Raw genomic sequence first — 25,209 nt, 5'->3', positions numbered from 1 at the left:
AGCCCCGGACGGTAGCGGCGGATCGCGGTTGACCACTGGGCGACGCGGGCACCGGGATGGGTGCGATGGAGCGCTACGCGGATCGCGGCGCGGCCGGGCGCGCGCTGGCGCCCGAGGTCGCGCGCGCCGTCGGCGCGGCCCGCGCGGCCGGCGCGGGCGCCGCCACCACGCCGCTGGTCCTGGCGCTGCCGCGCGGCGGCGTCCCGGTCGGCGCGGAGATCGCGGCCGCGCTGGGCGCCGAGCTCGACGTCCTGGTCGTGCGCAAGCTCGGCGTCCCCGGCCACGAGGAGCTGGCGTTCGGCGCGCTGGCCAGCGGCGGCGCGACGGTCGTCAACGACGACGTCGTGCTCACCGCCCATCTGACGGAATCCCAGGTCGTCGCGGTCCTCGCCGCCGAGCGCGCCGAGCTGGACCGCCGCGAGCGGCGCTACCGCGACGGCCGTCCGCCGCCGGCGGTGGCTGGGCGCACGGTCGTGGTCGTCGACGACGGGCTGGCGACCGGGGCGACGATGCGCGTCGCGCTCGCGGCGCTGCGCGCGCTCGGCCCAGCGCACGTGATCGCCGCGGCGCCGGTCGGCTCGGCCGAGGGCGCGGCGCTCGTCGCGCGCGACGCCGACGCGGTGATCTGCCCGCGCACGCCTCCCCGCTTCGAGGCCGTCGGCGCCTGGTACGACGACTTCACCGAGGTCGGCGACGAGACGGTCGCCTCGACCATCCGCCGATCTTGAGCCTGCGCCCCTTGCGCGCGGGCGGCCGTTGCGCCGATCCTCCGTCCCATGGACATCGGTCCGACGATCAGCGGCATCGACGCCGCGAGCATGCTGGCGGATGCCTCCGGCGCGCAGCTCGTCGCCGGATCGATCTCGCCCGACGCGCAGGACCTCGCCACGCCGGCGGTCAACCTCACGCTCGCGGGCGTGTCGATCGACGTCCAGGCCCGCGTCATGCAGGCCCAGCAGGACTCGTTCCAGAGCCTGCTCGACGTCGTGGCCTGACACCCCCTTTCAGGTTTCTGTCCCCTCGGCCGACGACCGGGAGGACATGGCCCGCATTCTCGTAGTTGACGACGCCGCCTTCATGCGTCGCATGGTGATCGACGTGCTCCAGAACGGAGGGCACGAGGTCGTCGGCGAAGGCGCGAACGGCATCGAGGCCGTGCAGCGCTACCAGGAGCTGCGCCCCGACGTCATGACGCTCGACATCACGATGCCCGAGAAGGACGGCCTGACCGCCCTCAAAGAGCTCATCGCGATCGATCCGAGCGCGAGGGTCGTCATGTGCTCCGCGCTCGCGCAGGAGTCGAAGGTGCTGGAGGCCGTCAAGGCCGGCGCCAAGGACTTCATCGCCAAGCCGTTCCAGGCCCAGCGCGTCCTGACCGCCATCGAGAAGGTCGTCGCCTAGACCCGATCGGGTCTACTCCCAGCTGGCGAACTTCAGCAGCTGGGACTCCACGCCGGGCCCGCGCCCGGCGAGGACGCAGGTGTGGCCGTCCTGTCGCCAGGTGACGACGGTCGCGCCGTTCTTCATGTAGATCGCGTAGTCCGTGCCCGCCTTGGTCACGTGCCGTGCGTGATCAGGGGTCGCGAGCGGCCTGCCGTCGACGATCGTGTAGCCGACGTCGCCCTTCGGGCCGTTGTAGGTGACCGTCGTCGCCGCGCGCCCGCCGACCGTGTCGTGGCGCGCGCCGGTCGCCTTCCACTTCGGCCACTCGTAGCCGTAGTTGGGGAACGTGATCCCGCCGACGCGCGCATCGAGGTCGGTCACGCCGACCACCTTCGGCGCGCCCGTGGTCGGGTGCGCGAGCGCGAGCGCCGCGGCGTCGTCGACCGTCGGGCCGGCCGCGCCGCCGCCGACGATCAGCGCCACCGCCACGGCGGCGGCGGTCAGCGTGCCTCCGAGCGCGGGCAGCGCGATGCGTGGGCGCCGGAGCCATGCCGGTCCGCCACCGCCGCGCCGCCGCTGGGCGCCCGCGGCGTCCTGGAGCTCCGCGACCCGGGCGCGCAGCGCGTGCGGCGCCTCGACGTCCCGGGCCAGCGCGCGGATGCGGCGGCCGACGGCCTCGCTCTCGGCGTCGCTCAGCAGCGGATCGTGGTCGTGGTCGCGTCGGTCGGTCATCGCAGGGTGGTGGGGTTGGTGGTCTGCAAGAGCTTGGCGAGGCGCGTGCGCCCGCGGTGCAGGCGGGTGGTGATCGTCGCCTCCTTGGCGCCGAGCGCGCGGCCGGCCTCGCGGTAGCTCAGGCCGACGATGTCGATCGCCACGACCGCGTCGCGCTGGTCGTCGGGCAGCGCGGCGATCGCCTGCAGCAGCTCGGAGACCTCCAGCGCGGCCTCGGGGTGGCGCGGGTCGCCGGGGCGGCCGATCGCGTCGCGCTCGTCGTCGAGCTCCAGCGGCGTGGGCCTGCGCTTCTGGGTCCGGAGGCGGTTGAGGAACGTGTTGCGCAGCACGCGGAGCAGGTAGCCGAGGTCGTCGTCGTGGCGGAGGAAGCGCGGCCGGGCGAGCACGCGTGCGTAGGTCTCCTGCACGAGGTCCTCCGCGTCATGGCGGTTGCCGCAGAGCGCGAGCGCCGCGCGGTAGAGGCGGTCGACGTGGTCGCCGAGTCGCTGCGGGTCGAGTGGGCGCAGGCCGGCCCCGGGCATCGGGGAGACGGTAGCTGTCGCGAGCGCGGCTTGCGGGGTCATTGGACGGTGAGCGTCCCCTCCATGCCGGCCTGGCGATGGCCGGGGACCGGGCAGTAGAAGGTGTACCTGCCCGGCCTGAGGTCCAGCGAGACGGTCGAGGTGCCGCCCGGCTGAACGACCTGGCCGGACTTGGCGACCCCGCCGGCGCCGGTGATCGCGACGCCGTGGGGCTGGTTGTCGCCGGAGGGGTTGGCCATCGTGATCGTGACCCTGCCGGCCTTGGCGCTGAGCGTCTTCTTGTCGAACGACAGGCCGTTGGACTCCTCGGCGCTGATCTTCAGGGCGCCGCTGGAGGACGAGGCCGGCGCGGCCCTGGTGGTGGTCGCCGCCTTGGCGCTGCTGCCGCTGCCGTAGCCGCCGCCGCTGGAGGCGCCGCTGCTGGAGCCCGTGGACGACGAGCCGCCGCCGCTGCTGCCGCAGCCGGCCGCAGCGGCGGCGAGTGCGAGGGCGGCGAGCGGGGCGAGGACGGTGCGGCGGCCGGTCATGTTCAGGAAGACCCCGGTTGCGGCGGTTCCTTCCCGGTAGGTTCGACGTCATGGACAACATGGTCCGGATCGGCGCCGCGGCCGCGGCGCTCGGGGTGAGCGTCGACACGCTGCGGCGGTGGGAGCGCGACGGCCGGATCGTCTTCGAGCGCCATGGCGGGCAGCGCTACCTGCAGGCCGACGCGCTCGCCCAGCTGCTGCGCGAGCGCTCGACGAGCGAGCGCACGAGCGCCCGCAACCGGCTCGCGGGCGTGGTCGTCGCGGTCCAGGCCGACGGCGTGATGGCGCAGGTCGACCTGGCCTGCGGGCCGTACCGCGTCGTGTCGCTGATGTCACGCGAGGCGGTCGAGGACCTGGGGCTGAAGCCCGGGATGGCCGCGACCGCGGTGATCAAGTCCACCAACGTGATCGTCGAGGCCTAGCGCCCGGCGCGCGGCGTACGCGCGTTTTCTCTACCGATCTGGTAGAGATTTGCGCGATGCCGCCCGTCACCCCGTCCACGCTCGCGATCGTCCTCGGCTCGGTCACGCCGCCCGGCCGCCTGCACCGCGCGCTCGGCGACGCCGCCGACGCGGCCGCCGAGCGCCACCCCGGCCTGACCGTCGTCACGCTCGACCTCGGGACGCAGCACATCCCGTTCGCCGACGGCCGCCCGCCGGCCGAGGCCGGCCCGGACGTCGAGGCGACCGTCAACGCGATCGCCGCTGCCGGCGCGGTCGTGCTCGCGACGCCCACCTACCGCGGCTCGCTGACCGGCGCGCTGAAGAACCTCCTGGACCACGTGCCGGTCCCCGCGCTGCGCGGCAAGCCGACCGCGATCGCCGCGATCGGCGCGAGCGACCACCACTTCCTCGGCGCCGACCGCCACCTGCGCGACATCCTCACGTTCTTCGGCGCGGCGACCACGCCGACGTCGCTCTACCTGACCTCACGTGACTTCACCGACGGCATCCCCTCCCCCGACGCGCTGATCCGCGCCGGCGAGCTGCTGGACACCGTCCTGGGATACGCAACAGCCCTGAGCGGCGAGCCTCTCGGCCCGCCGCCCATCGGGCGTTAAATGCGCCGGGGAGCCTGCCCTCGGGGGTGGGCAGGCTCCCCGGTGAGTCCTCCCGATGGTCCGGCCGAGTGGCGCCCCACGCGCCTATGTGAGGCCGGTGCTCAAGAGAGGAGATGCTGCATGGAGAGGTCCTGTGCCGGTCCAGACACGGGTCCGTCTCTCGATCAGGATTGCACCAGACCGGGAGGCCGCTGTCAAGCGGTCGGGACCGCTGATCAGGGCTCGGCGGTCAGCTGCGGGAACGCCGTCGAGAAGCCGGGGTAGTTGCCCTGCGTCCTGCAGGCCGGCGCGGCGACCGCGTTCTTGTCGGGCGTCCGGAAGACGTAGGGCTCGATCAGCGGCAGCAGCGTCGAGGGCGACGCGTCGGTCGGGAGCGCGACGTTGCCCGAAGGGCAGGTCCCGAAGATGCTCGCGCCGTTCTTGAGCTGGTCGAGCGTCTGGCCCGCGCCCGTGTAGGGGTTGAGCCGCGACGTGCCGAGCGGGTGCGGATAGAAGCTCAGCGTCTCGGGGCTGAGGATCTGCGACGTGCGCACGTAGTGCGGGTTGTAGTTGGTCGCCACCGTCTGGCCGCCGAGGTCGTACGCCTGCGACGAGGCGGTCACGTTGGCGAAGAAGCCCGTGACCTCCCGCTTGTTCTGCCCGATGTACCTGACCATCGGGTTGGCGTTCCTCAGGAACGGCTGGAAGTCGTCGAGCAGCGGCGGCAGGTTCTTCAAGATCCTGTTGAACGCCGGCAGGCCCTTCTCGGACGCGTCGACCACGTCCTGCAGCTGGCCGAAGAAGCCCTGGAACTGCGGCGACAGCTGGTTGAGCGCGGTGAACGCCGGCTCCATCGCGGTCGCGGCGGGCTGCAGCTGCCTGATCGCGGGCCGCGCGTGGTTGCCGAAGTCGGTCAGCAGCGGCAGCGTCTCGGTGCTCTCGCGCTCGAAGCGCGGCAGCCGCTGGAAGATCCTCGCGAGGTCGTCGTTGCGCTCGTCGGTGACCTGGAACAGGCGCTGGGAGTCGGTGACCAGCCCGCGCAGCTCGCCCTCGCGCTCGCTGAGCGCGTTGAAGACCTCGCCGGTCGAGGCGATCGCCTTGCTCGTCGCGGCGTCCTGGGCGTCGAGCGTCTCGAACAGCCTGTCGAACTTCTCGGTGAAGCCCGGCAGCGTGCCGAAGAACGCGTTGATGTCCGGCCCGCGGCCCTGGACCGCGGCGGCCTGGGACTCCATCCAGGTCTGGAACGCCCTCTGAGTCTTGGTGTCGAAGGTCGAGAGGATCTCGTCGAGCTCGACGGTCGGCGCGACCTGGCCCGGGTTCAGCGTGCCGTTGTCGGCGAGCTTCGGGCCCTTGCGGTTGCCGGGCGTCAGCTCGACGTAGGTCTCGCCGAGCAGCGACTTCACGCGCAGGATCGCCCGGCTGTCGGCCGGGATCGGCGCGAACTTGTTCTTCAGCTCGATCGTCGTCTCGGTCCGGTTGTCCCTGCCCGGGGCCAACTTGATGACCTTGCCGACGCTGACGCCGGAGATCCGGACGTCGGACTGGTTGGCGAGCTGCGTCGCCTCCGGGAAGGCGATGTGGACGCGGTAGCCCTTGGCCTTCAGCGGCGACGCGCCGCCGAAGGCCATCCACAGGTAGAGGCACGCGCCGAAGCTCGACAGCGCGAAGATCGCCATCACCGCGATGCGGCCGAGGGTCGGGACGGTCTTGATCATCCGGCCCTCCCACAGGATCCGGGGGCGGGCACGCCGAGCAGCTGCAGCTCAGCGCCCAGCGTGGGGTTGTCCCTGCCGGAACTGAACGCCTTGAGCGCCGTGAGCGCCTGGCACGGGTACAGGATCAGGCTGTGGCGGACCGGGCCGAGCCCGTCCTGCGCGGCCATGACCGAGTTGCTGTTGTGGTTGGCCCAGGGCACGTAGTACAGGTACGAGTTGCCGTGGACACCGTCGCCGGGCGGGTCGTGCGCGAGCTCGGCGAGCAGGTCGTTCAACATCTTGGTCAAGGTGTCCAGGTGGGGCGTGGCCTTGGCCAGGTGCGTGGAGGCCGGGACGAGCTTGTCGACCGTCGGCCGCGCCTCGACCGAGAACGGGCGCAGCGAGTCCCTGATGACCGGTGTCGTCTGCTTCAGGAACGGCTGGGTCGCCTTGAGCGCCGGTCCGAGCGCGTCGGCCGTCGGCTGCAGGTCCCTCAGGCCCCTGTTGAGCGACCTGCCCAAGTTGTTCAACTTGCCGACCCCGACGTTGGTCTTCTGCAGCGTGCTGGGCAGCAGCGACAGCGTCTCGCCGAGCGCCTGGTTCTGGTTGTCGAAGTGGCGGAAGACCGCGGCGCTGGAGTTGACGAACTCGCCGAGCTCCCTGTCCCTGTCGCCCAGCTCCTGGGCCAACAACGACAGGTTGCCCATCAAGGTCCTCAACTTGACGCGCCGCTCGGCGACGAGCTTGCTGGCCTGCGCGGCGTCGCGCGAGAGCGGCTCGAAGCGCTTGAACGTCGCCGACAGCTCCTTGCCGCCCTGCCCGTCGAGCGCCTCGCCGCCGTTCTGCAGCAGCGAGACGAGCGCGGCGCGCGTGTCGCCGTCGAGGCCGGCGAGGATTTCGTCGAGGTTGACGTCGGGCTCGGTCGAGGAGACGCCGAGCGTGTCGCCGTCCTTCAGCTCCGGGCCCTTGGTGCCGGGATCCATCTCGGCGACCATGTCCTTCAGCGCGGTCTTCGGGCGCAGCAGCAGCGTCGCGTCCGGATGGACGTGCCCGTACTTGGCGTCGAGGCGGAGCTTGAGGACGGCCTGCCCGTCCTGCACCTTCTCGCCCGAGATCTCGCCGACCTTGACGCCCGCGATCGTCACCGCGTTGCCCTGCCCCGGCAGCACGCCGGCCGCGGTCGTGAACTTCGCGTTGACGTAGAAGTAGTCCCTGCCCAGGCCCGGGACCCACGACGGCCAGGCGATCCGCTCGTGGGCGAGCAGGTAGGAGCCGACGATCAGGCCGGTCGCGATCATCGCGACGAGCCAGACGGCGTTGCCGAGCTGCTTGCGCAGGCCGCGGACGCGCATCAGCCGGCGCCTCCGCCCTGCACGGCCTTGTCGCTCGGCGCCTTGGCGAACGACGCAGAGCCGTCGGCCGGGCCGGTCGAGGACCTGTCGTTGACGTTCGGCACCGGGCTCTGCGAGCACGGCACCGAGCGCGTCATGACCGGCAGCTGGTTGCCGTAGGCCGGCCGCGTGCGCAGCGGCGGCAACGTCGGCTGGCCGATGAACGGGAAGTCCGACATGTTGGTGTTGCCGGTGATGATCGACCTGCTGCCGTGCGAGGCCTGCAAACGCAGGTAGTTGCCGTTGCCGTCGAAGCCCTGGCCTTCGCCGGCGAGGCCGGTCATCGCGCGCCAGAACTCCTTGTAGTTCTCCGTGTTGGCCGACAGGTCGCCGTCGTTCACCTTGATGTCGCCCGTGGGCAGGATCACGTTGGTGACGCAGCGGTTGAACTCGTCGATGTGCGGCAGCCACTCGCGGGTCGCGTGGCCGAGCTGGGCGAGGTCGCTCGTCGCCGGGCTCAACCGCCTCAACAACCCGCCGAGCTCCTCATCGCTCAGCAGCCTCTTGCTCTGCGCCAGCCACGGCTTGGCGGCGGCGATCGTCGCGGGCAGCTCGGGCAGGCTGGCGGCCAGCTCGCGCGCGAACCTGCGCGTGCCCGGCAGCGCCTGGTTGAGCTGGTCGAACGCCTCGGCCGCGTTCCTCGCGGTCGGACCCAGCTCCTTGACCGAGGCGGTCAGGTCCGCCGAGTGGTCGGCGGTCGTCTGGACGGTCGCGTTGTAGTCGGTCAGGAAGTCGCCGAGCGCGGTGTCGTTGTCCGACAGCGCGGTCATCGCCCTCGTCAGGCCCGCCAGCGTCTTGGAGAGGTCGTGCTTGCTCGGGCCGAGGAACGCGCCGGCGACCCGGCCGGTGTCGCGCAGCGCCTGCGGGCTCGTCTTCAGCGTCTTGTTCAGCGCCTGCGAGGCGGTCAGCCCGCGCACCGAGGGGTCCTGCGCCGCGTCGTCGGCCGCGGTGGGCTCCCCGTTGAACGCGGTGCCGAGGCCCTTCAGCGCCCTCTGCAGCGAGCCGCGCGTGTCGGTCTGCAGCGCGGTCAGCACCTGGTCGAGCTGGACCGGTGTGCCGGTCTGCGTGATCGGGATCAGCCCGCCGTCGGAGAGCCTGCCCGCCGACGGCGTGCCCGGCTTGAGGTCGACGTAGAAGTTGCCCTCGAGGAACAGCCGCGGCCGGATCTTCAGCGTCGCGTCGCGGTGCAGCGGCTGGCCGCTGTCGTCGATGCGCATCGTGACGAGCGCGTCGTCGGTGTTCTTGTAGCGCTCGGTCTTGACGACCTGGCCGATGTTGACGCCCGCGATCCGGACCGGCGAGTGCGGCCGCAGCAACGTGGAGCTCTTGACGACCGCCTGGATCTCGAAGTGATGGCGGAACGGGATCGCCTTCGTGAACCCGAAGTACGCGACCAGCAGCGCCAGGAAGATGGTCAGCAGGCCCGCGCGCAGCGGGGGCATCCCGAGCCTCTGGTTGCGTCTCATCGCGCCGGCTCCGGCCTCGTGCGGTCGACCTTGGTCGTCGGCGGGTTGACGGGCGACGCGTCGATGTCCGTCCTGCCCCTCACGTAGCGCTCGTTGCCCGACTCACACGTCTTCGGCTGGCCCGGCGCGGCGGTGTTCGGGTACGGGCTGGCGTGCAGGTACTGGTCCTGGAACTTCGCGTTCGGCGGATCCGGCGAGTTGGCGGGCGCGGACGCCGGGCCGGCCTCCGAGTTGAGGTTCTGGCCCGCGACGACCGGATCGGTGCGCAGGAACGTGCCGACGGTGTCGCTCTCCGAGAGCGAGCTGCCGAGGTTGCGGAAGAACAAGGACAGGTAGTTGCAGTCGGTCTGGGCCGGCGTGGCGAACGCGATGATCGGGTCGAGCAGGTTCGCGGTCTCGGTCAGCCTCTGCAGCGCCGGCAGGACGCGTGGGTCGCTGACGAAGGCGTCGAGCGCGTCGAGCGTCTGGACCACGCGCGCGTTGAGCTGCGGCGAGACCTTCAGCGCCGGCGTGCCGGCCTTGAACGCCGGGGCGAGGTGCGTCGAGGCGGCGGCGAGCTGCCTGAACGGCTCCTTCAGGCGCCGGAACAGCTCGGTCGAGTCCTCCTCGAAGCCGGCCTGCGCGGGCAGCGCCTCGGACGCGACGTCGAGCGCCTTGGGGCCGAGCGCGATGCTCTCCTCCAGAGACCTGCTGTTGTCGGCCAGCGCGGCGAAGGTGTGGTTGAGGTTCCCGAACAGCTCGCCCTGGGTCGTGGCGACCGGCGCGACCTCGCCGGCGGCGCGGCCGAGCGCCGGGAACAGCTGGTCGAGCTGCGTGCGTGCGGCGAGCAGGTTGTCGAGCGCCGGCTCGCCGTGCCTGACGAGCGGGTCGAAGTTCTGCAGGGCGGTGTTGATGTCGCCGCCGCGGCCGGCGAAGCCGGTGCCGTACTCGAGCAGGTTGCCGGCCGAGCCCTCGCGCGTCTGCTCGTCGAACATGTTGAAGAACTGGTCGATGTCGACCGCGGGCGCCTGCGACTTGGGCACGGTGATCGTGCCGCCGCTGGCGATCTGCTGCGACGAGCTGCCGCGGGTGATCGCCACGTACTTGAGGCCCAGCGACGACTTCGGCCGGACCTTCACGACCGTGTCGACCGGCAGGTGCGACGTGTTGGCGTCGAGGCCCAGCTCGAGCTCGGCGGCGGTCGAGCCGTCCCTGTTGGAGAGCGCGTCGATCTTCTTGACGACGCCGGCGCGCTCGCCGCCGATGCGGACCTCGTTGCCGGCGATCAGGCCGTCGGCGTTCGGGATGACGACGTTGACCTTGTAGGTCGGGACGAACGGCAGCCCGTGGTTCGCGTTGTAGGACAGGTACACCGCGACGATGACCATCAGGACGGTCACGCCGCCGATCAGGATCGGGTTCGCGGCGATCGACATGTTGCGGCGGCGACCCATCACTTGCCCCCGTCGAGGAGGTAGCTGAGCAGCGAGGACGAGGTGTTGGCCGACGGCGTCGCAGCGTCCTTGACGCTCGCCGCGGTCGCGCCGGTCTCCTTCGGAGCCGGCTTGGCGATCGTGTCGACGAACTTCGCCAGGCAGTTGCTGGTCGGGTCGAAGTCCGGGGTGCGTGTCACGCAGTTGCCGAACGACAGCCCCGCGCGCGTGTAGTGCCCGGAGGCGTCCTCGCCGTTGATCGCGCCGGTGTAGAAGTAGATGAACCGCATCAGCGACTCGATGCCGCCGCTCCTGTCGAAGCTCGACGAGAGCGCGCCGAGGTTCTGCGCCAGCGGCTGCAGCGGGACACCCAGGTCGGCGAGCTGCGTGACGACCCTGTTGGCCTTCGGCAGCGTCTCGCGGCCCTGGTCGGCGACCCTGCCGAGCGTCTTCAGCGCTCCGGTCGCCTGCGTGCTCAGCGGTCCGAGCTCCTCGGTCGTCTGGTTGACCGACGACGCCTGCGCGTCGAGCGCGTCGATCGTCGGCGACGCCTGGTCGGCGAGCGCGCCGAGGCGGTCGGCCGCCGGGCCGAGCTCCCTCAGGAACGCGGGCAGCTTGGCGAAGTTCTGCTCCAGCGCGTCGCCCTGGCGCGCGGTCGCGGCACCCGCGGTCCCGGCGTTCTTAATGAACCCGGTCAGGTCCTTGCGGTGCCGGGCCAGCGGGGCGAGGATCGTCGCGGAGTCGTCGGTCAGCTTCGCGAGCGTCCGGTTCTGGTCGGCGAGGATCGCGACGAGCTTGTCAGCCTTCTGCAGCGTCGGGCTCGCGCGGCGCAGCGCGGCGGCCAGCGCCTCGCCGTTGCCGGTCAGGCCGGCGCCGAGCTCGTTGATGATCAACGGCAGGCGCTGCTGCTCGGGCACGCGCATGATGTCGTTGAGCAGGTCCTGGCCGACCGGCGACGAGGTCTGCGACACCGGCAGGAGGTGCTGGCCGGCGCCGGGCTGGCCCTTGGGGACCTTCGGCAGCTCGGGCGCGGGGGCGCGGTCGCCGCCGCGCGGCTGGGTCGGCGAGCACTCCACGAACTGCTCGCCGATCAGCGACTGCAGGCCGACGCGGCAGGTCGCGTCCTTGCGGAACGGGATGAACGCGGGGTCGGTGATCTTCAGCACCACGACCGCGCGGTGGTGGCTGTCGACGTCGAGGCCGTCGATCGTGCCGACGTTGACGCCGGAGATCTTCACGTCCTCGCCCTTGATGACGAAGCTCGAGTTGTCGAAGACCGCGCGGACGCGGTAGCCGCCCGAGGCGCTGTCGCCGCCCGCGCCGAGCGCCGCGCCAACGAGCGCGAAGACGACGATCACGATGACGCTCAGGCCGAGCCGGCGGCGGATGCTCATCCGTTCGCCCTCACGGTCTCGGCCGGGTTGCAGTCGGTGTTGGCCAGCGGGCCCTGGTCGACGAACACCGTCGACCGGTCTGCGGGTGCCGGGGTCGAGGCGCCCGGGCAGCGCGCGAGGTTGCCGGTCGACAGCGCCGGGCTGCTGCCGCGCTCGTCGGCCGGGCGCGGCGTGAGCGTGCCGCCGTTGGCGTCGTCCCTGAAGGTGTAGGCGTTGAAGACCGGGACGGTCTTGATGTAGTGGCCGTTGGCGTCGTAGGTCGCCGCCGCGCTGCCGTAGCCGCGGACCCACGACACGATGTCGGGGATGTACGGGCGCGCGTAGGAGAAGATCGGCGTCGACTGCCTCAGCGCCTTGCGGCCGTCCGGGAACGCCCTGTCGCTCTCCTTGCCGATCGTCGGCAGGTCCTTGAGCGCGTCGAGCAGGTCGTTGGCCGCGCCGGGCTGCGCGAACATCCTGCGCAGCTCGCCGATCGTCGGCGTCGCCTCGTGCAGGACCGGGGTCAGGTCCTCCAGGAACGACTTCAGGTCCTTCGTGTTGGCCTGGGTGGAGTCGGTCAGCTTGCGCAGGTCGGTCAGCGCCGGGCGCAGCTGCTCGAACGCGTCGCTGCCGCTCTCCAGCGCCGTCGGCACCTCGTGCAGCGCGGTCGACAGCGATGCGGTGTCGGAGGCCAGCGCGTCGGCGGTCTGCTGGGTGTTGGAGACCAGGCCGGTGAGCTGGTCGCGGTGATCGGCGACGGTGCCGAGCGCGTCGCCGGTCTTGACCAGGAACTGCTCGAAGGTCGCCGAGTCCGAGGTGATCTCGTCGGCGACCTGGCTCAGCTCGGCCAGCGTCCTCGGGACCTGCTGGGCCGACACGTTGGCCGCCGACTCCCTGCCGTCGTACCAGTCGGCCGAGCCGCGGATCAGGCCCCTGAGCCCGTCGCGCGTCTTCGGGTCGAGCGTGTCGAAGAGCTGGTCGATCTCGACGATCGACGTGGTCTTGTCGCCGCGGATCAGCGCGTCGTCGTCGAGCGTCGGGCGCGTCTGCGAGGCCGGGCTGATGTCGACGTAGCGGGACGCCACACCGGTCAGGCCCTCGGCGCGGATCGTCGCGCTCGTGCCCTCGTGCAGCGGGCCGTAGCCCTTGTCGACGTCGATGTCGATCTCGGCCTGGTCGTCGTCGCTGAGGCCGACCGACGTGACCTTGCCCGCGGGCGTGCCGCCGATGCGCACGAGGTCGCCCTTGACGAGCTGACCCGCGCTGCTGAAGACGAGGCGATAGTGATGCGAGCTGCCGCGCAGCAGGAGCCATCCGAGCACCGCTGCGACGAGCAACAGGGCAAGGACCGCCAGCATGCGCGGCGCCCGGGACGGATGGCGGACCGCGGTCGAGATGTCGGCAATGTACACGTGGTCGTTTGCAGGGGCAACGGAGAACCGTCGCGCCCATGTCCGGCGGGGCCTCGGGGACCGCAACTTCCCGTCCGCGTCGGCGTTCATATTGCAGACACGCCTGTTTGCAGGCGGGCTCCGGAGACGATACGGTCCCCGGCGTCGCAGAACCAACGAGGAGAGACTCGATGCGCAAGTACCTGATCCCGACCGCGGCGCTGGGCGCACTCGCGCTGGCAGCGGTCGAGGTCGCCCCGACCATCGCGCAGTCGTCGTCGCCGACGACCTTCAGCGCGACGGCGACCGTGTCGCCGAACAAGGCCGGGACCAAGGCCAGGCCGAAGGGCGTCAAGCTCACGTTCAACGCCAAGTGGGTCACCACCGGCGACGTCGAGCACCCGATCATCACGGCGGGCGACGTCAACATCCCGAAGGGCGGCCTCTACAACGGCGGCAAGTTCCCGAGCTGCTCGGCTGCGACGCTCGGTCGTGGTGGCCCGAGCAAGTGCCCGCCGAAGTCGATCATGGGCTCCGGCACCGGCGTCGCGAGGGCGGACACCGTCCCCACCACTCCGAAGATCACCGTGGTCAACGGCGGCAAGGACAGGATCTACTTCTGGACCGTCCTGCAGAACCCCGCGCGCGTCGCGGCGGCTGTCCCGGCCACGATCAAGAAGGACACGTCGGGCAAGTGGTCCTACAAGGTCCACTTCACCGTGCCGAACTCGCTGCAGATCGTCGCGGGCGTCCCGATCACGCTGGACACGCTGAGGGTCACGCTCGGCGGCAAGAGCTGGGCCAAGGACTACGTCGCCACGACCTCCTGCCCGTCGAACAGGAGGTGGGCCTACAGCGCCACCGCCACCCTGAGCACCGGCGGCAGCGTCAGCTACAACGGCTCGACGCCCTGCAAGTAGCACCCCCGGCGTCAGGCCGCCGGTAGAGGCATCGCGTTCCGGGATCCCGTTCGCTCGGGGTCCCGGAGCGCAGCCGCACCACCCACCGATCATGGAAGGTCGCCGTTGCCCGCCGCCGCCCCAGCGCTCGCCGCGCTCACCCGTCCCGTCGTCCTGCGCCATGGCGCCGCGGCGGTCCCCAGCGCGTGGCCCGCGGTCGCCCGCAGCCGGATCCTCGCCGCGATGGCGCAGTGCGCCGCGGTCAACGGGTTCCTCGACGTCACGGTCGACGACGTCATCGTCGCCGCGAAGGCCTCGCGGCGCACGTTCTACGAGCACTTCGCCAACCGCGAGGAGTGCCTGCTCGCCACCTACGACGCGATCCGCGACGACACGCTGCGGATCGTGGTCGAGGCCGGCCCCGCGCTCGAGCCCGCGCTCGGCGCGCTGCTGCGCTACTTCGCCGCGTGGCCCGCGCACGCGCGCATCCTCTGCGTCGACATCCTCGCCGCCGGCCCGACCGGGCTCGCGCGCCACGAGAGGACGATGACGCTGCTGGCGACCGAGGTCGTCCGGTACCAGGACCCGTCGCAGCGGCGCGCGCCCGGCGCGCTGCGCAACGACGACGTCGCCCACGCCGTGCTCGGCGCGGTGCACCGGATCGTCCAGCGCCGCCTGATCGACGGGCGCGCGTCGACGCTCCCGCGCCTGGCGCCGGCGATCTGCACCCTGTTGGCCGCCGAGCGGCTCGTCCCCGCAGCGTCGTAGCCGCGCGGGCGCCCCGGCGGCGCGGCGGGCACGGAGGCCCGCCGCGGCACCAGCGACGAATCGGCGATCACGCCGTGACGGCCACCCGCGGCTCGAACACCTGCGCGGCGCCCGCGATGTCCTCCAACAACGCCGGGAGCTCCGGCGCGCGCCCGTCGGCGACCAGCTCGCCGATCGTGCGGAAGACGACCGACACCATCATCTCGAGCTGCAGCTCGGGCAGCAGCTCGACGTCGTCGGCATGGCGGTCCTGCTCGGTTGAGAGCAGGCGCACGTAGCGGGCGCGGAACGCCTCGCGGATCTCACGCAGCTGCTCGTCGCCGGCAAGCGCCGGCGCGACGAAGCACAGATGCGCGATCGCCGGCTCCTCTGCCAGCCGGCGCAGGAGCCGCTCCAGAGCGGCGCCCAGCTTCTCCGACCACGTGTCCGCCAGGCGGAACGACGCGGCGTACTCCCCATAGAGCTCCCCTGCCGCGCGCCGGTAGGCGTCGGCGACGACCGTCGCCGCACCCTCCGAGCAGTGCCCGTCGGCCGCCGCGGCAGGGATCCCCGCCGCCGCCGCCAGGTCGGCGAGCGAGACCTCAGCCCCGCCCGTCATCAGCACCGCAGGCGCGGCGGCTGCACGCAGCCGCTCGCACGTCGCGCAGTCCGGCGGGCACGCACGCGCGCCGGAAAGGACCTCGCTCAGCATCCTCATCTGACCCCCCGTTGTTCCTTTGGCCGGCGGTCACGCTTTCCCGCCGGATCGACCCACACTCCCTCTAAGAGCCGCGAGCGGCAATGGTGTGACGCGGCTTGAGCGGTCGGTCAGCGACCGGACGACCCCCCGACCAGGTGCAATGCGATCGGCGGAGCACTGGCACACGGTGAGACACAGCGGTATGTTTCGAGTCGTGGAGCAGAGAAACTCCCACAACCGTGCGCCGCACCAGCTTCCGGCGGGCCGGCACGGGCTCCCGCGGGCGTTCGTGGTCTCCAACCAGCGCGAGCGGATCCTCGACGCGGTGCTCCAGGCGGCCAGCCGCTCAGGCTACGCCGCGATGCGCATCGAGGACGTGATCGCGGTCGCCGGCGTGTCCCGGCGCACGTTCTACGACCACTTCGCCAACAAGGAGGAGGCGTTCCTCGCCGCCTACGAGCTGGTCCTCGACCAGCTGCTCAGCGGCGTCACCTCGGCCTTCGCGACCGGCGAGACGTGGACCTCCCGGGTCCGCCGCGGCCTCGCCGCGTTCCTCAACCTCTTGGCCGCCGAGCCGGTGCTCGCCCAGGTCTGCGTCGTCGAGGCGCTGGCCGCGGGCCCGCGCGCTCTGGCTCGGCGCTCGGCGGCGATGGAGGCGTTCCAGGCGCTCCTCCAGCCTCCGCCGGACGACACGCTCGCGACCTCCACCGCCCCGCCCGTCGCCGTCGAGGCGATCGTCGGCGGCATCTACGAGGTCATCTACTCGCGCGTGACGTCCCAGCGCACGGACGAGCTGCCCACGCTGCTCCCGTCGCTCCTGCACAGCGCGCTCCTGCCCTTCGTCGGACCGGAAGTCGCGGCGGCCGAGTACCAGCGCGTGACGCGCTCGGCGGCCGCCCGCGCCGTCCCCACGCCATGAGCCTGCAAGGCGGCCGATGAGACATGTATGTTTCCGTCCGCCTTGCCTGATCAGCCACGGAAGAAGCGTCAGCGCGAGCCGTACCAGCTTCCGGCCGGCCGCCACGGCCTGTCGAGGCAGTTCGTCGTCGCCAACCAGCGCCAGCGGATCCTGGCCGCGGTCGCCGACGTCTGCCACACCGCCGGCTACGTCTCGATGAGCGTCGAGGACATCGTCGTCACCTCCGGTGTCTCGCGCCGGACGTTCTACGACAACTTCCGCGGCAAGGAGGACGTCTACCTCGCCGCGTACGACGAGGCCTCCAAGCAGCTGCTGGAGACCGTCTACGCCGCCTTCGACAGCGCCGAGGGCCTGGTCGCCAAGATCCGCGAGTCGCTCAACGCGTTCCTGACGTTCATCGCCGAGGAGCCGGCGTTCGCCGACATGTGCATCGTCGAGGTCATGGCCGCCGGCCCGGCCGCGATCGAGCGCCGCAACCAGACGATGGCCGCCTTCGCGACGATGATCGAGAAGGCCGCCGCCGACGAGCTGCCGAAGGGCAAGCTGCCGCCGGCGCTGACCGCCGAGACGCTCGTCGGCGGGATCTACGAGGTCGTCTACTCGCGCGTCCTGGGTGGGCGCGGCGAGGAGCTGCCGGCGCTGCTGCCCGACCTGCTGTTCTCGGTCCTGCTGCCCTACGTGGGCCAGGAGACCGCGGGCTCGCTGCTCAAGAACGAGCGCCGCCGCAGCAGGCCCAAGGCCAGCACCAAGCCGGCCGCCGAGTAGCCCGCGTTCTAGAAACGCAGGCTTCCCCTGAAGCCCGTTCCATGGCAGACTGCGCCTCCGGAGGAGGAGGTCGTCGCTGTGCTGCTGGTTGAAGCCGAAGCCCGGGTCTTCACGATCACGAGCGAGTCGTTGGACGAGCTGTGGCGCTCGCACGCGCCCGGCGTCGCGGTGTTCATCGCGCGCAGGACGCTCGACGCGGGCGTCGCCGCCGACCTGACCGCCGAGACGTTCGCCCAGGCCTACATGAAGCGCCACCAGTTCCGGGGCGCCTCGCGCGAAGCCGCGGTCGGCTGGCTCTACGCGATCGCGCGCCACCAGGTCAGCCACTTCGTCCGCCGCCACCGCGCCGAGGCGCGCGCCATGGCACGCCTGGGCATCGAGCCGCCGCCCGCCGGGCCGGACGAGCTGCGGCGCTTCGAGGACCGCGACGGCCGCAGCGAGCTGCGCCGCAGGATCGTCACGCAGCTGCAGGCGCTGTCGCCCGAGCAGCAGCAGGCGCTGCGCCTGCGCGTCCTCGACGAGCTCAGCTACGCGCAGATGGCCGCTCGCCTCGGGATCGACGAGCGCGCGGTCCGCGCCCGCGTCTCGCGCGCGATCCGGACGCTCGCCTCGCGGCTGGCGCCCGAGGTCCGCGAGTTGCGCGAGCTGCTCTGACCGCCGGGGCGTCGTAGGATCGCCCCATGCCCTCCGACTACCGACCCGCCGGCCTGCTCGTCCCCGTCGTGACCCCGTTCGGGTCCGACGGCGCGGTCGACATCAGGGCGCTGGAGCGGCTGTGCGCCGAGCTGCTGGAAGCGGGCGCGTCCGGGATCGTCGCGCTCGGGACGACCGGCGAGCCGACGTCGCTGGACGCCGCCGAGCAGGCGGCGGTCGTCGCGGCCGTCGGGCGCGTGACCGCCGAGCACGGCGCCGACCTCGTCGTCGGGGCCGGGACCAACGACACGCGCACGACGATCGCCAACCACCAGGCGCTCGCCGGCATCCCCGGCGTCTCCGCCTCGCTGGCGATGACGCCGTACTACGTGCGCCCGTCCGAGGCCGGGATCGTCGAGCACTTCCGCGCGGTCGCCGCCGCGTCGCCGGTCCCGGTCCTCGCCTACAACGTGCCCTACCGGACCGGCCGTGGCCTCGGCGCCCCCGCGCTGCTGGAGCTGGCGGCGATCCCGAACGTGGCGGGCCTCAAGCAGGCCGTCGGCGCGCTCGACGCCGACACGCTCGAGCTGCTCGCCGCCGCGCCGGACGGCTTCTCGGTCCTGGGCGGCGACGACGCGTTCCTGTTCCCCACGATGTTGATGGGCGGCACCGGCGCGATCGCCGCGTCCGGCCACCTGGCGACCGAGCGCTTCGCGGCGATGCTCGCCGCGGGCGCCGACGGCGACGTCGCGGCTGGGCGGCCGCACGCCGAGGCGCTGCTGCCGCTGGTCCAGGCGCTGTTCGCCGAGCCGAGCCCGGCCGTGATGAAGGCCCTGCTGCACGAGCAGGGCCGGATCCCGACGCCGGACGTCCGGCTGCCGCATCTCAACGCGACGCCGGCCGGCGTGGAGCGCGGCCGCGCCGCCCTTCAGGCGGCGCTGGCCGGCGCGGGCGACCCCGCCTAGGTCAGAGGCTCAGCGAGATCGAGCGCCGCACGAAGTCAGTGCGGTCGAAGCGCGCCGCCGCAATGGCGGCACGTGGAGCGCTGCTCGTCGTGGCGGGGAAGCCACAGGCGCAAGCAGCGGTTGCAGATATGACGCATGCACACGGTGATCGGCGCATGGACGGGTGTTTGAAGGCAGGATGTCCGACATGGCGCGATCGAAGGGCCCGCTGGGCCGCCTCACCTCGCTGGCCAAGCCGCCGGCGCCGGGCACGCCGCTGTTCAGGGCGTGGACCGTGCTCGCGGACCTCAACACCTTCATGTACCGCAAGAGCGGCGGCCGGATCGGCGGCTCGATGGACCGCGCCCCGGTCCTGTTGTTGCATCACAAGGGCGCCAGGAGCGGCCAGGAGCGCGTCGCGCCGCTGCTCTACCTCGACGACGGCGACGACCTCGTGATCGTCGCCTCCTACGGCGGCGCGCCCAAGAACCCGGCCTGGCTGCACAACCTCCGCGCGCATCCGGAGACGACCGTCGAGGTCGGGCGCGAGCGGCGCACGGTCACCGCGCGCGAGGCGACGGCGCAGGAGCGCGAGCGGCTCTGGCCCGCGCTGCTGGACCTCTACCCCGCCTACGGCGACTACCAGGCGCGCACCGAGCGGACGATCCCGCTCGTCGTGCTCAGCGCGCGCCCCTAGGACGACGCCTACGGGCGGTTGCGCCCGTAGGCGTCGTGCGCCTTGACCCACTCCTCGGCGACGATCGCCGAGCCCAGCGACAGCTCGCCGCACAGCACGGTCGCCGCGATGATCTCGGCGAGCTTGCGGACCTTGCCGTCGCCGTAGCAGCCCAGCAGCTCCAGGCACTCGCGCTGCGTCGCCAGGCCGGTGCCGCCGCCGTAGCTCGCCACGATCAGCGACGGGATCGTGATCGAGTAGTAGTAGTCGCCGTTCGGGCGCAGCTCCGCGTGCACGAACGCGGCGCTGGACTCCGCGACGTTGGCGACGTCCTGGCCGGTGGCGATGAAGATCGCCGTGATGCCGTTGGCCGAGTGCGCGCCGTTGTTGTTGACGCCCGACATGAAGCCGCCGAGGTTGCTGACCTGGCGCGCGCGGAACATCAGCTCCGACGACGAGTTCATGACGCTCTTGAGCAGCGCGTCCGGGATCGTCGCCTCGGCCACCACGCGCTTGCCGCGCGTGTGCAGCATGTTGACCTGCGAGGTCTTCTTGTCGGTGGCGAAGTTCGACTCCAGGAAGTACTGCTCGATCCCGGGGTACTCGGCCGCGATCCAGTTGCACGCCGCCTGCGTCGCCTTGCCGGTCAGGTTCTGACCCGCTGCGTCGCCCGTCGTGTAGTTGAAGCGCGTGTAGATGATGCGCGACGCCGAGTACTGCTCGATGTCCTTCAACTTGCCCGTGCTCGTCGTACCCTCCGCCACCGCGGCGATGTCCTCGAAGCGCTCCACCAGCCACTGACCGAACGCTCGCGCCTCGCGAGCGCTCGGGAAGATGAACGACGGCGCGCGCTGCATGTGGTCCTCGACGATCGTCGTCGTGACCCCGCCGGCCTCGTGCAGCAGCTTCATGCCGCGGTTGTAGGACGCGACCAGCGTCCCCTCGGCCGTCGCCAACGGCACGTAGAACTCACCCTGCGCATGCTCGCCGTTGACCAGCAGCGGCCCCGCGACGCCGATCGGGACCTGCGCGACACCCGTGAAGTGCTCGATGTTGCCGGGCAACACGCCGGGGTCGAACGAGTAGTTCCCGACATGCTCCAGCGCCGCGCCGGAACGCTCCGTCAGGAACTCACGCCGCCTCGTCGCGGCGTCACGGGTGTAGTCGTCCTCGCGGTCGCGCGGAACGGGAACTCGGGGCACGGCGCGTCTCCTCCTCGGTGGCGCTACAAGTCCGGGATATGTAGCAGAAAGCGGTGGGCCATCCGGCTCTGGCGCCCGCCTGTCGCATGGTGCTCTACTCGCCGCCATGTCCGCCCGCACCCCGCGCATCGCCGCGCTCGCCTGCACGTTGCTGCTGCTCGCCATCGGCACCTCCACCGCGCAGGCGACCACGTGGGGCAACAGCGGAGGGTCGTCGTTCACCGCGACCAGCACCAGCCTGCTGGGGATCTCCAACGGCAGCGTCACCCTCTACTGCCCGGGCGGCGGTGGCATCACCGCGAGCGTCAACGCCGGCACGACGGCCGCGAGCTGGACGGCCTTCACGGGCGCGACGATGAACTGGGGCGCCCCACCCGCGCCGGCGGGCACCAACTGCGCGCAGGGCGGCATCAACTACACCTTGGCGTGCACCGCCGGCTTCACCGCGACCGCGCACTCGCCCGCGACGGATCCGTCGCCCGGCACCCTCGGCGCGACCACGACCGGGTCGCTGGCCCTCTCCTGCGTGTTCGAGCGGACGGCGACCGGCCAGGTCAACTGCTCGATCGCCGGGACGATCGCGGGCGCGACCTACACCAACGGCGCGCCCGCGACGTTCGCGTTCCCGACGGCCTCGACGCTGATCGCGAGGGACGGCACCAGCATGTGCTTCCTGGGCAACAACGTGGCCGTGTCGCTGAGCGCCACGACGTTCACCACGACCACGGCCACCCCGCCGCGGCTCTACCACGGCTGAGCGCCCCGGCTCAGGCGCGCTGGCTTTGCAGCAGACGGCGGAAGATCGGCTCCGCCCGCTCGGCCTCCGGTGGCTCGCCGGTGATCAGGTCGAGGTAGGTGTAGGACTCGATCACGCGGACCAGGGCGTAGGCGACCTCGTGGCGGTCCGGGTCGTCGGGGTCGAGCAGCGACTCGACCGCCGCGATCAGGCGGGGCTGGAAGTCCGTGTCGTGACGGGTCAGCAGCCGCATCGCCGACTCGCCCTCCTCGCCCAACCAGCGCTGCATGCCCGGGTGTGACAGCGTCGCCTCCAGGAAGCCCATCAGGATCCGGACCTGGCGGTCGGCGCCGCGGGGGTGCGCGGCGATCAGGTCGTCGAGCGTGCGGCGCGCCAGCGACCACACCACCTCGACCAGCAGCTGCTCGCGCGAGCCGACCCAGCGGTACAGCGTCACGCGGTTGACGCCCAGCTCGGCGGCCAGCGCGGTCATGTCGAGGCGCTCGCCGGCGACGAAGCGGCGGCGGGCGGCGAGGAACGCGTCCAGGGCGGCGGGCGAGCGGTCCGCCGCCTCCCCCGCGAGCTGGCGGCGCAGCGGCGTCAGCGTCGTGCTCGCGTCCGTCGTCACCCGCGCACCCTACCGCCGCGGTACCTTCCCGTACGCGAGCGATGCCACGTCCCGCCCTGACAGCCGAGCAGCGCACCGAGCAGGAGGCCAGGCAGCTGCGCCAGCTCCTGCGCGGCATGGCCGCGTGCCTGCGCGCGCAGCCGTTCGCGCACACGACGATCGCCGACGTCGTCCGCGCCGCGCGCGTGAGCAAGTCCACGTTCTACGCGCACTTCGCCGACAAGGAGGCGTGCTACGTCGCGCTCTACTCCGCAGCGGTCGACAACGTCCTGAAGGCGATGCGCGAGGCCGACGCCGCGGCGACCGAGGCGGGCCTGTCCTGGCGCGAGCACCTCGACGCGGTCAACGCCGCCTACCTCTCGACGCTGGCGATCGGCGGCGGCATGACGCGCTCGATGCTCGTCGAGTTCCAGACCGCCGGGCCGTCGGCCCAGGCGATGCGCCGCGAGGTCTTCGACCGCTACGTGCGCCTGATGCGCGGCGTCTGCGACGCGCTGCGCGCCGACGAACCGGCGCTGAACCCGGTCCAGCCGGGCCTCGCGCTCGCGGTCGTCGGCGGCGTCGACGAGATCGTCGTGCGGGCGATCGAGTCCGAGGGCGTCGAGGCGATCGCCGCGCTCGGCGACATCGCGACCGGCCTCTGGGCCGCCGTGCTCACCGGCGCGGTGGTTCCGGCACGCGCCCGCTCAGCAGCCGCAGCTCGATCTCCAGGATCGCGGGCAGCAGCTCGGGCAACGCTTCCGCCCCGCGCTTGAGCAGGCAGTCGGTCACCAGCTCGTGGATCGCGCCGACCGCGGCGCGGAACACATAGGCATTGGGTCGGGGCAGGTCCGGGACCTGCGCGGCGATCGCGTCGAACGTCGCGGCCATCCGCTCGGCGAAGCGCTCGTGGACCGCGTCCCGGCGCGCCAGCGCGTCCGGCCCCGCGCCGAGCACCTCGATCAGGAACGTGCGCGCGAAGGCCGGGTTGTCGGCCAGCAGCTGCAGGTAGACCTCGGTCCCCGCATGGGCGCGCGCGAGCAGCCCGCCGTCCCCCGCGCCGCCGGCCGTCACGCCCGCCTCGTCCTCGGCCTCGGCGATCGCCTCCAGCAGCCCGCCGACGCCGGCGTCGTAGGCGGCGAGGAACGCCTCCTCCTTGTTGGCGAAGTGCTCGTAGAACGAGCGCCGCGAGATGCCGGCCCGCTCGATCACGTCGGCGACCGACGCGTTGTTGTAGCCCTTGTCGGCCACGGCGTCGGCCATCGCGACCAGGACGCGCTCGCGCTGGGACTCCGCGACGACCTCGCGCGGCGCGGCGTGGCGCCCTCGGGGCAGGACGCGCAGGGGCTGGGACGTTTCCCGCTGGACGCTCATGGAGACAGAAGTGTACACTTGAGACAGCCGTGTTCCTTCGAGAGCCACACGACCCGGAGCCGAGATGACCGCAACACAGCAGGACGAGACCCCCGTCAACGGCACGACGCCGCGCCACGTGCGCGTCGGGATCCTCGGCGCCGGCTTCGGCGGCCTCGGCATGGCGATCCGGCTGGCCCAGCAGGGCGAGCGCGACTTCCTCGTCTTCGAGAAGGCCGCCGACGTCGGCGGCACGTGGTGGGCCAACACCTACCCCGGCTGCCAGTGCGACATCCCGTCGCACCTGTACTCGTTCAGCTTCGCGCCCAACCCGAACTGGACGCGCACCTACCCCAAGCAGCCCGAGCTGCGCGACTACCTGCGCAAGGTCGCCACCGACCACGGCGTCTACGACCGCATCCGCCTCAACACCGAGGTCACGGCCGCCGCCTGGGACGAGGAGCAGGCGCGCTGGCGCATCACCACCAACAACGGCGAGTACACCGCCGACGTCGTCGTCGCCGCGCCCGGCCCGCTGAGCGCGCCGTCGCTGCCCGACATCCCGGGCCTCGACACGTTCGCGGGCACGACCTTCCACACCGCGACGTGGAACCACGACCACGACCTGCGTGGCGAGCGCGTCGCGGTCGTCGGCACCGGCGCGAGCGCGATCCAGGCGGTCCCGTACATCGCCGAGCAGGCCGCGCACACCGACGTCATCCAGCGCACGCCGCCGTGGGTCGTCCCCCACCGCGATCGCCCGATCACGAAGGTCGAGCGGTTCCTGTACCGCACGTTCCCGCCGCTGCAGCGCGCGGTCCGCGCCGGCGTCTACTTCAGCCGCGAGCTGCTCGTCCCGGGCCTCGTCTACCGCCCCAGGCTGCTGGGCCTGGTCGAGAAGGTCGCGCGCAAGCACATCTCCGACCAGGTCCAGGACCCGGAGCTGCGGGCCAAGGTCACGCCGGACTACACGATCGGCTGCAAGCGGATCCTGCCGTCCAACAAGTGGTACCCGGCGCTGTCGCGCGCCGACGTCGACCTCGTCACCGACGGCATCGCCGAGGTCAAGCCGAACGGCTACGTGACGACCGACGGCACGCTGCACGAGGTCGACACCATCATCTTCGCGACCGGCTTCTACGTCACCGACATCCCGCTGGCCAACATCGTCACCGGGACCGGCGGCGCCAGGCTCGCCGAGGTCTGGCACCGCTCGCCGCAGGCCTACCGCGGCACCGCGATGGCCGGCTTCCCGAACCTGTTCCTGCTCGTCGGGCCGAACGTCGGCCTCGGCCACAACTCGATCGTGTTCATGATCGAGGCCCAGCTCAACTACGTCATGGGCGCGCTGAAGGCGATGCGCGAGCGCGGCGCCGGCCGCGTCGAGGTCAAGCCGGCCGCGCTGGAGTCCTACAACGACGGGCTGCAGGCCAAGATGGGCGACACGGTGTGGAACTCCGGCGGCTGCGCGTCGTGGTACATCGACGCCAACGGCAAGAACACCACGATCTGGCCCGACTTCACCTTCAACTTCTGGCGCCAGACGCGGGAGTTCGACCCGGCCGCCTACACGCTGCAGCCCGTGCGCTCGGGCACCGCGGCGGCGCCCGCGCTGGCCTCGTAGGCCAGGCGCTCCAGCAGGTCGGCCGAGCCCGGCACCCCGCCGAACGTCGCCCACGGCTGCCCGCAGCGGCCGTGGACGGCGGCCGCCGCCGGCGCGCACGCGCTGTCGGTGACGAGCATGTCCGGCTGGGCGTTGGCGACGTGGCGCGCGAGGTCCTCGGCGCGGCCGCCGTCCAGCGGTGCCAGGAACGCGCAGCCGGCGGCCTCGACCGCGGCGCGCTGGTCGTAGGCGCTGTAGACGAGGACCACGTGCCCGCGCGTGTCCAGCTCGCGCGCGAGGCGCAGGAGCGGCGACGGCTGCCCGTCGGAGGGCAGGGCGGCGATGAGGAAGCGCGACATGGCCGGGAGCTTCGCGGCCGGCCGGCCGTCGCACATCGGGGACTCCCCCAGTCTCGCGCGAGAGCTGTCCCGCGGCAGGACGTGCGGTTATCCCGAGGCGGGCGCGCTCGGGACGGTTGCGCGAGGGCCCCGCGTGG

The 25,209-nt window shown here is 72.1% G+C and carries 29 protein-coding genes; 15 read left to right on the top strand and 14 right to left on the bottom strand.

Annotated features, from left to right (window positions below; translation table 11 throughout):
- Positions 1-65 precede the first annotated feature (65 nt).
- Genes H030_RS33750 through H030_RS0119815 form a run of 3 tightly spaced genes read left to right on the top strand, consistent with a single transcriptional unit; the run spans position 66 to position 1,401 of the window.
- Positions 66-728 carry a phosphoribosyltransferase gene (locus tag H030_RS33750; RefSeq protein ID WP_035128921.1) on the top strand — a complete coding sequence of 221 codons (663 nt, stop codon included), beginning with the start codon at positions 66-68 and terminating at the stop codon, positions 726-728.
- 48 nt (positions 729-776) lie between these two features.
- A complete protein-coding gene (locus H030_RS0119820; RefSeq protein ID WP_027007382.1) occupies positions 777-995 on the top strand; it encodes a hypothetical protein in 219 nt (72 codons plus the stop codon).
- Between the two features lie 46 nt (positions 996-1,041).
- Positions 1,042-1,401: a response regulator gene (locus H030_RS0119815; RefSeq protein ID WP_027007381.1), complete on the top strand. Its 360-nt coding sequence runs from the start codon at positions 1,042-1,044 to the stop codon at positions 1,399-1,401.
- 12 nt (positions 1,402-1,413) lie between these two features.
- Here the strand turns inward: H030_RS0119815 and H030_RS0119810 are convergent, their stop codons facing one another.
- Genes H030_RS0119810 through H030_RS37560 form a run of 3 tightly spaced genes read right to left on the bottom strand, consistent with a single transcriptional unit; the run spans position 1,414 to position 3,163 of the window.
- Positions 1,414-2,115, bottom strand: a complete 702-nt coding sequence (locus H030_RS0119810; RefSeq protein ID WP_027007380.1) for a hypothetical protein — start codon at positions 2,113-2,115, stop codon at positions 1,414-1,416.
- The gene (locus H030_RS33745; protein WP_051223203.1) at positions 2,112-2,636 is read right to left on the bottom strand and encodes an RNA polymerase sigma factor; all 525 of its coding nucleotides are present in this window, start codon (positions 2,634-2,636) and stop codon (positions 2,112-2,114) included. Before H030_RS33745 ends, H030_RS0119810 begins: the two co-directional genes overlap by 4 nt.
- 38 nt (positions 2,637-2,674) lie before the next feature.
- Positions 2,675-3,163, bottom strand: coding sequence for a plastocyanin/azurin family copper-binding protein (locus H030_RS37560; RefSeq protein WP_027007379.1), 489 nt, complete (start codon positions 3,161-3,163; stop codon positions 2,675-2,677).
- Positions 3,164-3,213: 50 nt separating this feature from the next.
- Here H030_RS37560 and H030_RS0119795 point away from each other — a divergent pair, with 50 nt between their 5' ends.
- Positions 3,214-3,585, top strand: coding sequence for a TOBE domain-containing protein (locus H030_RS0119795; protein WP_027007378.1), 372 nt, complete (start codon positions 3,214-3,216; stop codon positions 3,583-3,585).
- Positions 3,586-3,641: 56 nt separating this feature from the next.
- Positions 3,642-4,223, top strand: a complete 582-nt coding sequence (locus H030_RS33735) for an NADPH-dependent FMN reductase (protein WP_051223201.1) — start codon at positions 3,642-3,644, stop codon at positions 4,221-4,223.
- Positions 4,224-4,438: 215 nt separating this feature from the next.
- Here the strand turns inward: H030_RS33735 and H030_RS0119785 are convergent, their stop codons facing one another.
- From H030_RS0119785 to H030_RS0119760, 6 genes are read right to left on the bottom strand one after another with little or no spacing between them, the layout of a single operon-like run.
- Positions 4,439-5,917 carry an MlaD family protein gene (locus H030_RS0119785; protein WP_027007377.1) on the bottom strand — a complete coding sequence of 493 codons (1,479 nt, stop codon included), beginning with the start codon at positions 5,915-5,917 and terminating at the stop codon, positions 4,439-4,441.
- Entirely contained in the window at positions 5,914-7,248 is a 1,335-nt protein-coding gene (locus H030_RS0119780) for an MlaD family protein (RefSeq protein WP_027007376.1), read from the bottom strand. The genes H030_RS0119785 and H030_RS0119780 overlap by 4 nt, the downstream gene beginning before the upstream one ends.
- Positions 7,248-8,753: an MlaD family protein gene (locus tag H030_RS0119775; RefSeq protein WP_081690961.1), complete on the bottom strand. Its 1,506-nt coding sequence runs from the start codon at positions 8,751-8,753 to the stop codon at positions 7,248-7,250. Before H030_RS0119775 ends, H030_RS0119780 begins: the two co-directional genes overlap by 1 nt.
- Positions 8,750-10,186 (bottom strand): MlaD family protein, encoded by a 1,437-nt coding sequence (locus H030_RS0119770; protein WP_027007374.1) that lies wholly within the window; start codon positions 10,184-10,186, stop codon positions 8,750-8,752. Before H030_RS0119770 ends, H030_RS0119775 begins: the two co-directional genes overlap by 4 nt.
- Positions 10,186-11,559, bottom strand: a complete 1,374-nt coding sequence (locus tag H030_RS0119765) for an MlaD family protein (protein WP_027007373.1) — start codon at positions 11,557-11,559, stop codon at positions 10,186-10,188. The genes H030_RS0119770 and H030_RS0119765 overlap by 1 nt, the downstream gene beginning before the upstream one ends.
- On the bottom strand, positions 11,556-12,950 hold the full coding sequence (locus H030_RS0119760) for an MlaD family protein (protein WP_196809202.1): 1,395 nt from the start codon (positions 12,948-12,950) through the stop codon (positions 11,556-11,558). The genes H030_RS0119765 and H030_RS0119760 overlap by 4 nt, the downstream gene beginning before the upstream one ends.
- 170 nt (positions 12,951-13,120) lie before the next feature.
- On the opposite strand from H030_RS0119760, the gene H030_RS0119755 reads away from it, so the two are divergent.
- Positions 13,121-13,849 carry a hypothetical protein gene (locus tag H030_RS0119755; protein ID WP_027007371.1) on the top strand — a complete coding sequence of 243 codons (729 nt, stop codon included), beginning with the start codon at positions 13,121-13,123 and terminating at the stop codon, positions 13,847-13,849.
- 105 nt (positions 13,850-13,954) lie between these two features.
- Positions 13,955-14,596, top strand: coding sequence for a TetR/AcrR family transcriptional regulator (locus tag H030_RS37555; RefSeq protein ID WP_051223199.1), 642 nt, complete (start codon positions 13,955-13,957; stop codon positions 14,594-14,596).
- A 67-nt stretch (positions 14,597-14,663) separates the two neighbouring features.
- On the opposite strand, the gene H030_RS0119745 is transcribed toward H030_RS37555, so the two are convergent.
- Positions 14,664-15,293 (bottom strand): hypothetical protein, encoded by a 630-nt coding sequence (locus H030_RS0119745; RefSeq protein WP_027007370.1) that lies wholly within the window; start codon positions 15,291-15,293, stop codon positions 14,664-14,666.
- A gap of 196 nt (positions 15,294-15,489) precedes the next feature.
- Between H030_RS0119745 and H030_RS0119740 the strand changes: the two genes are divergently transcribed.
- The 5 genes from H030_RS0119740 (at position 15,490) to H030_RS0119720 (ending at position 19,233) form a co-directional block, all read left to right on the top strand.
- On the top strand, positions 15,490-16,194 hold the full coding sequence (locus H030_RS0119740) for a TetR/AcrR family transcriptional regulator (protein ID WP_196809201.1): 705 nt from the start codon (positions 15,490-15,492) through the stop codon (positions 16,192-16,194).
- Positions 16,195-16,236: 42 nt separating this feature from the next.
- Positions 16,237-16,959, top strand: coding sequence for a TetR/AcrR family transcriptional regulator (locus H030_RS33725; RefSeq protein WP_231398484.1), 723 nt, complete (start codon positions 16,237-16,239; stop codon positions 16,957-16,959).
- A 78-nt stretch (positions 16,960-17,037) separates the two neighbouring features.
- Positions 17,038-17,613, top strand: coding sequence for an RNA polymerase sigma factor (locus H030_RS37550; RefSeq protein ID WP_027007368.1), 576 nt, complete (start codon positions 17,038-17,040; stop codon positions 17,611-17,613).
- Between the two features lie 26 nt (positions 17,614-17,639).
- Positions 17,640-18,557, top strand: a complete 918-nt coding sequence (locus H030_RS0119725) for a dihydrodipicolinate synthase family protein (protein ID WP_027007367.1) — start codon at positions 17,640-17,642, stop codon at positions 18,555-18,557.
- A 187-nt stretch (positions 18,558-18,744) separates the two neighbouring features.
- Positions 18,745-19,233 (top strand): nitroreductase family deazaflavin-dependent oxidoreductase, encoded by a 489-nt coding sequence (locus tag H030_RS0119720; RefSeq protein ID WP_155892160.1) that lies wholly within the window; start codon positions 18,745-18,747, stop codon positions 19,231-19,233.
- Between the two features lie 8 nt (positions 19,234-19,241).
- On the opposite strand, the gene H030_RS0119715 is transcribed toward H030_RS0119720, so the two are convergent.
- Positions 19,242-20,414: a hydroxymethylglutaryl-CoA reductase gene (locus tag H030_RS0119715; protein ID WP_027007365.1), complete on the bottom strand. Its 1,173-nt coding sequence runs from the start codon at positions 20,412-20,414 to the stop codon at positions 19,242-19,244.
- Positions 20,415-20,520: 106 nt separating this feature from the next.
- On the opposite strand from H030_RS0119715, the gene H030_RS0119710 reads away from it, so the two are divergent.
- A complete protein-coding gene (locus tag H030_RS0119710) occupies positions 20,521-21,171 on the top strand; it encodes a hypothetical protein (protein ID WP_027007364.1) in 651 nt (216 codons plus the stop codon).
- Between the two features lie 10 nt (positions 21,172-21,181).
- Here H030_RS0119710 and H030_RS33715 read toward each other — a convergent pair whose 3' ends face one another.
- Positions 21,182-21,778 (bottom strand): QsdR family transcriptional regulator, encoded by a 597-nt coding sequence (locus H030_RS33715; protein WP_051223194.1) that lies wholly within the window; start codon positions 21,776-21,778, stop codon positions 21,182-21,184.
- 41 nt (positions 21,779-21,819) lie between these two features.
- Here H030_RS33715 and H030_RS38530 point away from each other — a divergent pair, with 41 nt between their 5' ends.
- The gene (locus H030_RS38530; RefSeq protein ID WP_081690958.1) at positions 21,820-22,533 is read left to right on the top strand and encodes a TetR/AcrR family transcriptional regulator; all 714 of its coding nucleotides are present in this window, start codon (positions 21,820-21,822) and stop codon (positions 22,531-22,533) included.
- Here the strand turns inward: H030_RS38530 and H030_RS33710 are convergent.
- A complete protein-coding gene (locus H030_RS33710; RefSeq protein ID WP_051223192.1) occupies positions 22,433-23,131 on the bottom strand; it encodes a TetR/AcrR family transcriptional regulator in 699 nt (232 codons plus the stop codon). The two genes, H030_RS38530 and H030_RS33710, sit on opposite strands and share 101 nt — an antisense overlap.
- 64 nt (positions 23,132-23,195) lie before the next feature.
- Between H030_RS33710 and H030_RS0119685 the strand changes: the two genes are divergently transcribed.
- On the top strand, positions 23,196-24,734 hold the full coding sequence (locus H030_RS0119685; RefSeq protein WP_051223190.1) for a flavin-containing monooxygenase: 1,539 nt from the start codon (positions 23,196-23,198) through the stop codon (positions 24,732-24,734).
- Here the strand turns inward: H030_RS0119685 and H030_RS0119680 are convergent.
- On the bottom strand, positions 24,677-25,072 hold the full coding sequence (locus H030_RS0119680; RefSeq protein ID WP_155892158.1) for a hypothetical protein: 396 nt from the start codon (positions 25,070-25,072) through the stop codon (positions 24,677-24,679). The genes H030_RS0119685 and H030_RS0119680 overlap by 58 nt on opposite strands.
- Positions 25,073-25,209 lie beyond the last annotated feature (137 nt).

Source organism: Conexibacter woesei Iso977N, assembly GCF_000424625.1.
Classification (GTDB): Bacteria; Actinomycetota; Thermoleophilia; order Solirubrobacterales; family Solirubrobacteraceae; genus Baekduia; species Baekduia woesei_A.
Note: the sequence above shows the minus strand (reverse complement) of the source record. Positions and strands in the feature narration are given on the sequence as shown.

Excerpts from the sequence above, each read along its gene's own strand:
- H030_RS0119780 (WP_027007376.1), bottom strand. The coding sequence starts at position 7,248 with ATGCGCGTCCGCGGCCTGCGCAAGCAGCTCGGCAACGCCGTCTGGCTC.
- H030_RS33710 (WP_051223192.1), bottom strand. The coding sequence starts at position 23,131 with ATGAGCGTCCAGCGGGAAACGTCCCAGCCCCTGCGCGTCCTGCCCCGA.
- H030_RS0119810 (WP_027007380.1), bottom strand. The coding sequence starts at position 2,115 with ATGACCGACCGACGCGACCACGACCACGATCCGCTGCTGAGCGACGCC.
- H030_RS0119795 (WP_027007378.1), top strand. The coding sequence starts at position 3,214 with ATGGACAACATGGTCCGGATCGGCGCCGCGGCCGCGGCGCTCGGGGTG.
- H030_RS0119755 (WP_027007371.1), top strand. The coding sequence starts at position 13,121 with ATGCGCAAGTACCTGATCCCGACCGCGGCGCTGGGCGCACTCGCGCTG.
- H030_RS0119820 (WP_027007382.1), top strand. The coding sequence starts at position 777 with ATGGACATCGGTCCGACGATCAGCGGCATCGACGCCGCGAGCATGCTG.
- H030_RS0119765 (WP_027007373.1), bottom strand. The coding sequence starts at position 11,559 with ATGAGCATCCGCCGCCGGCTCGGCCTGAGCGTCATCGTGATCGTCGTC.
- H030_RS0119725 (WP_027007367.1), top strand. The coding sequence starts at position 17,640 with ATGCCCTCCGACTACCGACCCGCCGGCCTGCTCGTCCCCGTCGTGACC.
- H030_RS33745 (WP_051223203.1), bottom strand. The coding sequence starts at position 2,636 with ATGCCCGGGGCCGGCCTGCGCCCACTCGACCCGCAGCGACTCGGCGAC.
- H030_RS33735 (WP_051223201.1), top strand. The coding sequence starts at position 3,642 with ATGCCGCCCGTCACCCCGTCCACGCTCGCGATCGTCCTCGGCTCGGTC.
- H030_RS0119770 (WP_027007374.1), bottom strand. The coding sequence starts at position 10,186 with ATGGGTCGCCGCCGCAACATGTCGATCGCCGCGAACCCGATCCTGATC.
- H030_RS0119815 (WP_027007381.1), top strand. The coding sequence starts at position 1,042 with ATGGCCCGCATTCTCGTAGTTGACGACGCCGCCTTCATGCGTCGCATG.
- H030_RS0119785 (WP_027007377.1), bottom strand. The coding sequence starts at position 5,917 with ATGATCAAGACCGTCCCGACCCTCGGCCGCATCGCGGTGATGGCGATC.
- H030_RS0119775 (WP_081690961.1), bottom strand. The coding sequence starts at position 8,753 with ATGAGACGCAACCAGAGGCTCGGGATGCCCCCGCTGCGCGCGGGCCTG.
- H030_RS37560 (WP_027007379.1), bottom strand. The coding sequence starts at position 3,163 with ATGACCGGCCGCCGCACCGTCCTCGCCCCGCTCGCCGCCCTCGCACTC.
- H030_RS0119745 (WP_027007370.1), bottom strand. The coding sequence starts at position 15,293 with ATGAGGATGCTGAGCGAGGTCCTTTCCGGCGCGCGTGCGTGCCCGCCG.
- H030_RS0119710 (WP_027007364.1), top strand. The coding sequence starts at position 20,521 with ATGTCCGCCCGCACCCCGCGCATCGCCGCGCTCGCCTGCACGTTGCTG.
- H030_RS33750 (WP_035128921.1), top strand. The coding sequence starts at position 66 with ATGGAGCGCTACGCGGATCGCGGCGCGGCCGGGCGCGCGCTGGCGCCC.
- H030_RS0119680 (WP_155892158.1), bottom strand. The coding sequence starts at position 25,072 with ATGTCGCGCTTCCTCATCGCCGCCCTGCCCTCCGACGGGCAGCCGTCG.
- H030_RS0119720 (WP_155892160.1), top strand. The coding sequence starts at position 18,745 with ATGGCGCGATCGAAGGGCCCGCTGGGCCGCCTCACCTCGCTGGCCAAG.
- H030_RS38530 (WP_081690958.1), top strand. The coding sequence starts at position 21,820 with ATGCCACGTCCCGCCCTGACAGCCGAGCAGCGCACCGAGCAGGAGGCC.
- H030_RS0119685 (WP_051223190.1), top strand. The coding sequence starts at position 23,196 with ATGACCGCAACACAGCAGGACGAGACCCCCGTCAACGGCACGACGCCG.